This window comes from Xanthomonas sp. D-36-1, from assembly GCF_017746155.1.
GTDB lineage: Bacteria > Pseudomonadota > Gammaproteobacteria > Xanthomonadales > Xanthomonadaceae > Xanthomonas > Xanthomonas cissicola.
Genome location: NZ_JAGHWR010000023.1, coordinates 26831 through 36857 on the forward strand (window position 1 = coordinate 26831; position 10027 = coordinate 36857).

The 10027-nt window shown below is 66.0% G+C and carries 6 protein-coding genes and 1 pseudogene; 4 read left to right on the plus strand and 3 right to left on the minus strand.

Annotated features, from left to right (window positions below; genetic code table 11):
* Positions 1 to 208: 208 nt before the first annotated feature.
* From J7367_RS07390 to J7367_RS07405, 4 genes are all read left to right on the plus strand, one after another.
* Positions 209 to 1420 (plus strand): sugar diacid recognition domain-containing protein, encoded by a 1212-nt coding sequence (locus J7367_RS07390; RefSeq protein ID WP_057661788.1) that lies wholly within the window; start codon positions 209 to 211, stop codon positions 1418 to 1420.
* 91 nt (positions 1421 to 1511) lie between these two features.
* Complete coding sequence (locus tag J7367_RS07395; protein ID WP_057661790.1) at positions 1512 to 3260, plus strand: diguanylate cyclase; 1749 nt, start codon at positions 1512 to 1514, stop codon at positions 3258 to 3260.
* Positions 3261 to 3391: 131 nt separating this feature from the next.
* Positions 3392 to 3781: a DUF2628 domain-containing protein gene (locus J7367_RS07400; protein ID WP_057661791.1), complete on the plus strand. Its 390-nt coding sequence runs from the start codon at positions 3392 to 3394 to the stop codon at positions 3779 to 3781.
* 852 nt (positions 3782 to 4633) lie between these two features.
* Positions 4634 to 7108 carry a GH92 family glycosyl hydrolase gene (locus tag J7367_RS07405; RefSeq protein ID WP_057661792.1) on the plus strand — a complete coding sequence of 825 codons (2475 nt, stop codon included), beginning with the start codon at positions 4634 to 4636 and terminating at the stop codon, positions 7106 to 7108.
* 229 nt (positions 7109 to 7337) lie between these two features.
* Here J7367_RS07405 and J7367_RS07410 read toward each other — a convergent pair whose 3' ends face one another.
* The 3 genes and pseudogenes from J7367_RS07410 to J7367_RS07420 all read right to left on the minus strand — a co-directional run.
* Entirely contained in the window at positions 7338 to 8753 is a 1416-nt protein-coding gene (locus tag J7367_RS07410; RefSeq protein WP_057661795.1) for an amino acid permease, read from the minus strand.
* A 225-nt stretch (positions 8754 to 8978) separates the two neighbouring features.
* Entirely contained in the window at positions 8979 to 9374 is a 396-nt protein-coding gene (locus J7367_RS07415) for a hypothetical protein (RefSeq protein WP_057661797.1), read from the minus strand.
* A 68-nt stretch (positions 9375 to 9442) separates the two neighbouring features.
* Positions 9443 to 9883, minus strand: a pseudogene (locus tag J7367_RS07420) (glutathione S-transferase C-terminal domain-containing protein); the annotation flags it as partial.
* Positions 9884 to 10027: the final 144 nt, after the last annotated feature.

The following is a 10027-nucleotide window of genomic DNA, read 5'->3' on the forward strand; positions in this document are numbered from 1 at the left end:
GGCGAGGCGCATGCGCTCGCGTGCGCGGCGGCCTGCTGGATAGGGTGCGCACCACTGCAGGCCTAACGAGCCACGAAGGCGGTCAGCATTCTTCGCACCGACCTCGGGCATCGGCCGCTGCACCTCCCACCGTCATACGCGTGCCGAACACGCGCGCAGCGAACATGCCACCGTGACCGCCCCTGATCGCGGCAACAGACCCCCGCCCATGCTCACGCTCGACCGCACCCTGGCGCAGTCCATCGTCGACCGCGCGATGACCATCATCGACGGCAACGTCAATGTGATGGACTATTCCGGCGTCATCATCGCCAGCGGCGAGCCGGCGCGGATCGGCCAGCTGCACGAAGGTGCGTTGCTGGTGCTGTCCCGGCAGGGCCGGGTGGAGATCGACGCTGCGCTGGCGCAGCAGCTGGATGCGGTGCGCCCCGGCGTCAACCTGCCGCTGATCGCCGATGGCCGCATCGTCGGCTGCGTCGGGCTGACCGGCGACCCGCAGCGCATCGGGCAACAGGCCGAGCTGGTGCGCATGGCCGCCGAGGCGATGCTGGAACAGGCCGGGCTGCTGCGCCTGCTGGCCCGCGACGCCCGCCTGCGCGAAGAAGTCACGCTGGGCCTGATCCGTCCCGACGGCCCGACCCCGGCGCTGGCCGGCTGGGCCGAGCGGCTCGGTATCGCGCTGGAGCTGCCGCGCGTGGCCGCGGTGATCGAAGTGGAAAGCGACAGCCTGGACCTGGACGCGATGCTGGTGGAACTGCAGCGCCTGCACACCCTGCTGTCCACGCCCGAGCGCGGCAACCTGATCGCCGCCACCGCGCTCAACGAGCTGGTGGTGCTCAAGCCGGCACTGGACCGGCGTGGCCACTGGGACGTGGAGGAGCAACGCCGTCGCGCCCACAGTCTGCTCGAGCGCATGCGCGCCAGCAGCCGGCTGCGGATCCGGCTGGCCCTGGGCCAGTATTTTCCGCAGGCCAACGGCCTGGCGTTGTCGCACCAGATTGCGCGCACCACCATGCGCATCGGCAAGGCGCGCACCCCGCACGCCGACGCCTTCTTCTACGACGATTACCGCCTGCCGGTGCTGGTGGACGACCTGCGCCAGGCCTGGCAGGCCGACGAATTGCGCAAGCCGCTGCAGGCACTGCTGGCGCAGGACCGTCGCAGTCAGTTGTTGAAGACCTTATCGGTCTGGTTCGGCGCCGGCATGCGCATGGCCCCCACCGCCAAGGCGCTGGGCATTCATCGCAACACCCTGGATTACCGCATGCAGCGCATCCAGGAACTGTGCGCGGTGGACCTGGGCAACACCGACGACTGCATGCGGCTGTACCTGGCGCTGCAGATGCGCGACGACAGCGCCGCAACCACCACGAACACCGACGCGCACGCCCCCGACCGAGCGAGGCCACGCCCGCCGTAACGCTGCGGTGTGCGGTGGCGCACGCAACGCCGCCTTGGCTGGTATGCGCAGTCCGCTAGACTGCGCGGATTGCCCGGCCGCGAGCGCTCCGTTGAATCAGTGCGATACCGTCGTGTCATCTGCGTCCATCGAGGCCCAGCGCCTGGCACGTCTGGCGTTGTTGCAGGTGGTCGACACCGCCGCCGAGCCGTTCTTCGATGCGCTGGCCGCTGCCGCGCAGGCAATCGCCGGCACCCCCAGCGCACTGGTCTCGCTGGTGGACGAACGTCGGCAGTGGTGGAAGGCCAACATCGGCCTGCCCGGGGTTTCGGAAACCCCACGCGAGCTGGCGTTCTGCGCCTACACCATCCAGGGCGATGCGGTGATGGAAGTGCGCGACGCGCCGGCCGACCCACGCTTCCACGACAATGCCCTGGTCACCGATGCGCCCGGTATCCGCTATTACGCCGGCGCCCCTATCGTGCTGCCGGATGGCTTACGCATGGGCACGGTGTGCGTGATCGACCAGCGCGCCCGCGCGCTGGAGCCGGCGCAATTGCAGGCCTTGCAGCAACTGGCCAAGGTGGCCGCCGAAGGCCTGGAGCAACGCCGCGTGATGCTCGAGCGTGAGGTGGCCAACGCCCAGCTGCAGCAGCGGCTGCGCGAGAGCGAGGCATTTCTGGAGCGCACCGGTCGGGTGGCCGGGGTCGGCGGGTGGGAGGTGGATGTGGCCAGCGGCACGCTGATCTGGTCGGACCAGACCTGCCGGCTGCACGATGTTCCGCCCGGTTACCGGCCCAGCCTGACCGAGGCGATCGGCTTCTACCCGCTGGAGGCGCGCGCGGTCATCACCGAAGCGGTCGACGCCTGCGTGCGGGACGGCACGTCCTGGGATCTGGAGCTGCCGCTGACCAGCGCCACCGGGCGGCGGCTATGGGTGCACAGCACCGGCTCGGTGAAACATGTGGATGGCCGCAAGCGCCTGATCGGCGCGGTCCAGGACGTGACCGACCGGCATCGGGCGGTGGACGCGCTGGCCGCCAGCGAGCGCAAGTTCCGCAAGATGTTCCAGTACAGCCTGGGCCTGATCTGCACCCATGACATGCATGGCCGGCTGGTCAGCATCAACCCGGCCGCCGCACGTTCGCTCGGCCGCAGCGTCGAGCAGATGGAAGGCCGCTCGCTGGTGGAATTCGTGCGCCCCGAGCGCCACGCCGCCTTGCGGGGGTACCTCTCGCGGATGGTGCTCGATGGCCAGGATTCGGGCGTGATCGAACTGGTGGCCGGCGACGGCAGTCTGCGCCATTGGCAGTACCACAACGTGCTGGACGTGGAATCCGACGCCACGGTGGTGTTGGCACATGCCCAGGACATCACCAACCAGTACCGGCAGGAAAAGCAGCTGCTGGAATGGTCGTTCACCGACCCGCTCACCAACTGCTACAACCGCCGCTTCCTGGACGAGCTGGACAAGCGCGACCCCAGCGTGCGCTGGGGCTGCATCGTGGTGGATCTGGACAAGTTCAAACTGGTCAACGACACCCATGGCCACCAGCGTGGCGACGAGGTGTTGGTGCAGATGGCGTGGTTCCTCAACCAGCCGCTGCGCACCCAGGACCGCCTGGTCCGCCTGGGCGGCGACGAATTCCTGGTGTTGCTGCACCAGGCCAGCCAGGCACAGCTGGACGCGTTGAAGCGCGACTACATGGGGGCCAGCGAGGACGCGCCGATCCGCTTCACCCTCGGCACCGCCCTGCGCCAGGACGGCGAAGCGCTGGCGGCGGTGGTCGATCGCGCCGACCACTCGCTGTACTCGCTGCGCCGCGCCCGCCGCGGCACGGGTACCAGCGACCAGCGCTGACCGTCTGCGCAGGCTCTGCGCAGGCTCTGCGCAGACGGAAGCTGCACCGAACCGATGTGAGAGGCCGCGGACGTGTGCCGTTGAATACGCGTTCGCCTATCATGTAAACGTTTACAACTACATGGATTGGAATGGATACCTTCGATCGCACCCCGCTCAGCCCCAAGTGGCAATTCCGCTTCGCCTTTTTCGACCGTCACGGCGGCCCCAGGGATCCTGCCTACAAGCAGGCGCTCAAGGCCTTGCCATTTGGCGAGAAGCTCAAGGTGGGCATGAACTTCTACGCATTGTTCTTCGGCTTCATCTATTTCTTCATCCTGGGCCTGTGGCGCAAGGCGCTGGGCCTGATCGGCGTTGGCCTGGTGGTCGGCATCGTGGCCTCGTTCCTGCCCGCATCGATCGGGAATGCGCTGAGCATTCCGCTGGCCCTGCTGGCTGGCATGAGCGCCAACTACGCCTACTACCTGGACAAGGTGAAGGGCAGCACCAGCTTCAATCCGTTCGAAGGCATGCGCTGGTAAGCCACCGCCGGGCGCGGACCCTCCCGCCGACGCCCTGCTGCCAAGCCCGGTCCTGTGACCGGGCTTTTTTGTGGGAGTCGAATCGAGGAGGCGCGTATCGCCAGCGACTCCGCTCTCGGACGTTAGCCACCGCTCCCATCGGATGAGCGAATTTATCCGAAGCACGCAGAACCAGTCATAGCGTGCGCAGCCGGTGCCGCGCGGCAGGACGTGGCCAAACCACTACACGTCAGTGCCACTGGTTGCCAATTTGACCGTCCTGCGTGTGCCGAAGCACGCCCAACAAGCACTATGCGAACGCCTACGCACATCACCGCGGTCCTTATCAATCCAGCACAGACGCCGCTACCGCAGTAGCGTTGGGCCATCGGCGCGGAGGCTTAGATCAAGCGCCCTACCGGCTAGCACCGTGCTACAGCCGGTCCCATCCATTAGCGCCGTTAACAGGAAATATGGCGAACATCGCAACCTATTGATTCGATAGTCATCGGGATGTTTGAAAACCGCTTGGGTCCGCCTGCTTTGCTGCGACGCGGTGTGCAGCAAAGAGCTTCGAACGCTTAATCTTTGCCAATACAGGACACATGGCCCACCCAAATTTAGATCGATCCAAGCCGGCTGATCTCCCTTACATATCTAAAAGAAGACGTGTTCGATGGTTGAGGCGGGCACTTCGCCGCGCGGGCATCGATGCCGTCAGGTGGTGCTTTCGGCACCGTGCAGGCACGCAAGGGTGCCTGCCGATTCCAGACACTGCCATACGCATGATGATGCCGGCGCTGTGGTGTTGATCGTCCGGCACGCGCCTTCCATCTGCGGCTTCGGCCGCCCTTTCCCCCCAAGGTGTTCCGCATGCTGTCAGTCGTATCGCCCAACCGTTCTACCGCGCGTGCTGTGTGCACGCCGCTCTGGCGCCGCGCCGCGGTCGGCCTGTGCCTGCTCGGCGTGGCCATGTCCGGCCCGCTAGCCGCGCAAGACCCGGCGCAGGTCAACACCTTCATCGGCAGCAAGGACGACGGCAATACCTATCCGGGCGCCTCGGCGCCATTCGGCCTGATCCAGGTCAGCCCGATCGGTGCGCACTACGCCGGCTGGCGCTACGACGACCCCAGCATCCGGGGTTTCGGCCATTCGTTCCTGTCCGGCGCCGGCTGCTGGGAGCAGGGCGGCCAGGTGTCGGTGCTGCCGGTCACCGGCCGTATCGGTCCCAGGGGCGACTTCGACACCAACGATGCCAAGGCCTTCGACCAGAAACGCTACGCCGCGCGTTACACGCATGATGGCGAAGTGGGCCAGGCCGGCTATTACAGGGTGCGGCTCACCGATTACGGCGGCATCGACGCCGAAGCCAGCGCGCTGACCCGCGCCGCCACCGAGCGCTACACCTTCGCGCCGGGTGCCGACACCGGCCATGTGCTGGTCAACGTGGCGCAGGCCAACGACCGCCATGTGGTGATCGGCAGCCAGCTACAGATCGTCGGCGACCGCGTGGTCGAGGGCAAGCTGACCACGCAGAGCTTCTGCGGCGGCCACGAATACACCACCTGGTTCCGGCTGGAATTCGATCGCCCGTTCACTGCGCATGGCGTCTGGGGCGAAGAGGGCGGCGTGCCCGGCGCGCGTCACGGCATGGGCGGCGAACTCAAACCCAACGGCGCCTGGCTCAGTTTCCCGCTAGGCAAAGACAAGAACGCGCGTGCGGTGACCGTGGTCAGCGCCATCTCGCATGTGGATGCGCAAGGCGCCCGCAGCAACCTGCGTGCCGATGGCATGCAGGGCGGCAAACTGCTCAGTCTTGAACAGATGCGCCAGCGCGCGCAGAACGGCTGGCGCAATGCGTTGGCCAGCATGCAAGTGGAAGGCGCCAGCAACGACGACCGTTCCGTGGCCTATACCGCGCTGTATCACGCCTTGCTGCAGCCGCTGACCGGCAGCGATGCCGATGGCCGCTATCGCGGCTACGACGATGCGATCCATCGCGCCGATGGCTGGACCTACTACGAGTATTTTTCGCTGTGGGATACCTACCGCTCGCAAAACCAGCTGCTCGCCCTGCTGCAGCCGACACGCGCGCGCGACATCGGCCGCTCGTTGCTGGCGATCCAGCAGCAAGGTGGCTGGCTGCCGCGTTGGGGCTACGCCAACTTCGACACCAACATCATGACCGGCGACCCGGTCACCCCGTTCCTGGTGGATCTGTGGCGCTTCGGCGCGCTGCAGGGCAACGAGGCGGACGCGTATGCAGCGTTGCGCCAGAACGCCTTCGGCCAGCCGCCGATCAATTCGCGCCACGCCGGGCGCTCGGGCAATGCCAACTATCTGGCCAACGGCTTCGTGCAGTACGACCGCGCGTTCCCCTCCAAGGGCATGGATGTGGACCCGCACCACGGCGGCTCGGCCACGCTGGAATATGCATTGGCCGATTGCGCGCTCGCGCAGATGGCACAAGCACTGGGCCACAGCGAGGACAGCGCGCAGCTGCGCAAGCGCGGCGGCAACTGGCACCGCGTCTGGGACGCGGATGTGCGCGATGCCGAGACCGGCTTTGCAGGATTCCCGCGCCCGCGGCTGGAAGACGGCAGCTGGTATGCGCCGTCCGACGATCACTACAGCCCACGTTCCGAGCACGGTTTCCACGAAGGCACCGCCTGGCAGTATCAGTGGCTGGTGCAGCAGGACATCCCCGGCATGCTGCAGGCCATGCATGGCAGCGAACAAGCCGGTAAACGCCTGGACGCCTTCTTCGCCTACGACGATCTGCTGAAAGATCCGCTCACTGCCGCACGCACGCACTGGGTGGTCGGCCCGTACAGCTATTACAACCAGTACCGCTATAACCCCAACAACGAACCGGACCTGCACGCACCCTGGATGTACACGCTGATCGGGCAACCGTGGAAGACCGCCACCGTGGTGCGCGCCGCGCAACAGTTGTTTACCAATGCGCCCAACGGCGTCACCGGCAACGACGACCTTGGCACCATGTCGGCCTGGTATCTGTTCAGTGCCTTGGGGTTGTATCCGGCGGTGCCGGGCAGCGGGCAATTCCTGCTGCATGCGCCGCGTTTCAAGCGGGTCACGCTGGATCTGGGCAACGGCAAGCGCCTGCGCATCGACGCCCCCGGCGCCGACGGCCGCGCGCTGCAATACGTGGACAACGTGCGTTGGAATGGCAAGGCCCAGCCGCAGGTATTCCTGGACTGGGCGCAGCTGCAGCAGGGCGGCACGCTGGCGTTCGCGCTCACCAAGCAAGCACCCACGCAAGGCTGGGGTACACAAGCGGATGCATTGCCGACATCGTTCTGTGCAACCCCGCAGGCGCAATAACACCACGGCGGTTGAAACCCCTCTCCCTGCGGGGCACAAGTGCAACAGCGCTTAACGCTAAAAGAGCGGCAGCGTGAAGCCCCTCTCCGGCCCGGAGAGGGGTGAGCGACAAAGTTCTCGTGACATCAAACTGCACGTGGCTACGCACCGACTCTCCTCCGCCCCTTCGGGCACCTGCTCCTCCATGAAGGGGGGAACAATTCCCGAGGGGGAGAAGGATGTCGCCCGCTCAGCCAGCCGAATTCAACCGGCTATTGCGTCGCCCATATGCCAGGTACACCACCACGCCCAGCGCATTCCACAGCAGGAACCAGCCCTGCGTCTTGCTCGGCAGGCTCCAGAACAGATACAGGCACCCGCCGATCGCCACCGGTCCCACCACCCACGCCAGCGGCGTGCGGAAGGCGCGCGCACGGCCGGGCTCGCGCACGCGCAACACCAACAGGCAGGCCGCCACCGCCGTGAACGCCGCCAGCGTGCCGGCGTTGGCCAAGGCGGCGATTTCGTCCAGCCGGGCCACGCCCGCCAGTGTTGCCACCAGCACCGCGGTGAACAGGGTGATCGCCACTGGCGTGCCGGTGCGTGCATTGACCTTGGACAAGCCGCGCGGCAACAAGCCATCGCGCGACATCACGAAGAAGATGCGGCTCTGCCCGTACAAAAACGCCAGCAACACCGTGGGTAACGCAATGATCGCCACCGCACCGATCACCAACGCCGCCTTGCCGTGGCCGAGTTCGCGCAGGATCAGCGCCAACGGCTCGGGGCTCTTGCCGAACACGGTAAAGCTCATCGCACCCACCGCGGCCAGGGCCACCAGCACATAGATCAGCGTGCAGCCGATCATCGAACCGACGATGCCGATCGACAGATCGCGCCCGGGGTTCTTGGTCTCTTCGGCCGCCGTGGAAATCACATCGAAGCCGTAGAACGCAAAGAAGATGATCGCCGCCGCTGCCATCACTCCGCGCTCCACGCCATCGGGACCCATCGCCTTGGAGAAGCCATACGGCATGAACGGCTGCAGGTTGGCGCTGTTGAAGGCCGGCAGCGCAATGGCCACGAACACGCCGAGTGCGATGATCTTCAGCACGACCAGTACCGCGTTGAGCGTGGCGCTTTCCTTGGTGCCGGCCATCAACAGGCCAGCCACCAGGAAGGTGATCGCCACCGCCGGCAGGTTGACGATGCCGCCGGCGTGCGGCCCGGCAATGAGTTCATGCGGCAACCCCACGCCCAGCCATTGCAGGAAACCAACGAAATAGCCCGACCAGCCGACCGCCACCGTGCTGACCACCAGCGAATATTCCAGTACCAGGCTCCAGCCCACCACCCAGGCAATGCTCTCGCCCAGCGCGGTGTAGCTGTAGGTATACGCACTGCCGGCAGCCGGCATCATCGTGGCCATCTCGGCATAGGCCAGCGCCGCACAGGCGCACACGGTGCCGGCCGCCACGAACGACAGCAACACTGCCGGTCCAGCCTTGTCGGCGCCCACGCCGATCAGCGTGTAGATCCCGGTACCGACGATGGCGCCGATGCCCAGCGCGATCAAATGCGGCCAACTCAGGCTACGGACCAGTTGCCGGCCGGCCTCGTGCACGGTGACCTGATCGATGGATTTGCGCCTGAGCCAAGACGACATGTGGACCTCGCGGGAATCAAAAGAATGCGCGAGTGTCGCCCAACGCAGCGCAGCAAAGCTATCGGTCCAAGGTCATGCGGCCCGACCGTGCCTGGGCACGCTGGGCACGCTGGGCACGCTATGGCATCAGCTCACGCGCGGCGCATCGTGCATTTCCTTTGCCCGGCACAGCCATCCATCACGGCGTGTGCGATTGACGGCACGCAATCGCATATCGCACTCCGCTCACTCAATCGAGGCGCGATGCGGCGGGCGCGCGTTGCGGTAGATCAGCTGCACCGCCCAGGCGCCGGCAAGCCCAACCACACCGGCAGCGAAGTGGCTCCAGTCGAGCACCCGCGGGGCCGCGCCATTGGCTTCATGGCCCCACAGGTTGAACCACAGCAGCACCAAGGCGGTGATGCCCATGCCGATCCAGAACCACAGCCGGGTTCGGCCGATCGCATAGACCAAAAACGGCAACGCCGCACCGATCAGAAAATGCACGGGGAAAAAATACACCGAGCCGTAGGGCCGCATCAGGTACCAGACGATTGCCGCGAACGTGCCCAGGAAAGCAAACAGGCCCAGCGCCAATAGGCGGGTTCGGTTGGTGGCAAATGCAGTGCGAGCGTGCTGCATGCATCGCTTCGGTGGTCTGGTTCGCTTCGCACAAGCTGGTTCGCTCCGCACAAGGGCGATGTGCGGCATTAGGGTGCAGTGCAACCATGGCGCTGAAATCCAGCGCGTGTCTTCAAGTGTGCGTAATACGCCGCCACCGCGGGCAATGGCGCACGCGCGATGGGGCTGGCGACCCAGCGCTGTGTCGACAACCCCAGCACGATGTCGGCAAGCGTAAAGCGTGCGCCGAGGACGAACGGACCGCCGCGCTGCAGCTGTGCATCGAGGATCGCCATGTGCCGGTTCCACTGCTCCACGCTCGCCGCAATCGCCTGCGCATCGGTATGCGCTGCACTGCCACGCACGCTGGCCATGAATGCGTAACGCCAGGCGGTATTGAGTTCGGTGGCCTGCCAATCCATCCATTGCTCGACCAGTGCGCGCGCGGCGGGCGCGGCCGGCAGCAGATCGTGGCGTTGGCTGCGCGCGGCCAGGTAGCGGCAGATCGTGTTCGATTCCCATAGCACTAGGGAAGGTCTGAACAACGAGACCTGACAGGGCGGAAGGTGGCGTCGTTCCGAAGAGTGGCTTTTGGAACTTCGGAATTTCGCCATTTCTGGCGCTTTCCGCGGGAATTTCCCGGTTCACAGACGCACGCTCCCCATCGCCGGCAG

Bases quoted from the DNA above. Each gene is read 5' to 3' on its own strand.
- J7367_RS07405 (WP_057661792.1), top strand. From the start codon at position 4,634: ATGCTGTCAGTCGTATCGCCCAACCGTTCTACCGCGCGTGCTGTGTGC.
- J7367_RS07390 (WP_057661788.1), top strand. From the start codon at position 209: ATGCTCACGCTCGACCGCACCCTGGCGCAGTCCATCGTCGACCGCGCG.
- J7367_RS07415 (WP_057661797.1), bottom strand. From the start codon at position 9,374: ATGCAGCACGCTCGCACTGCATTTGCCACCAACCGAACCCGCCTATTG.
- J7367_RS07400 (WP_057661791.1), top strand. From the start codon at position 3,392: ATGGATACCTTCGATCGCACCCCGCTCAGCCCCAAGTGGCAATTCCGC.
- J7367_RS07410 (WP_057661795.1), bottom strand. From the start codon at position 8,753: ATGTCGTCTTGGCTCAGGCGCAAATCCATCGATCAGGTCACCGTGCAC.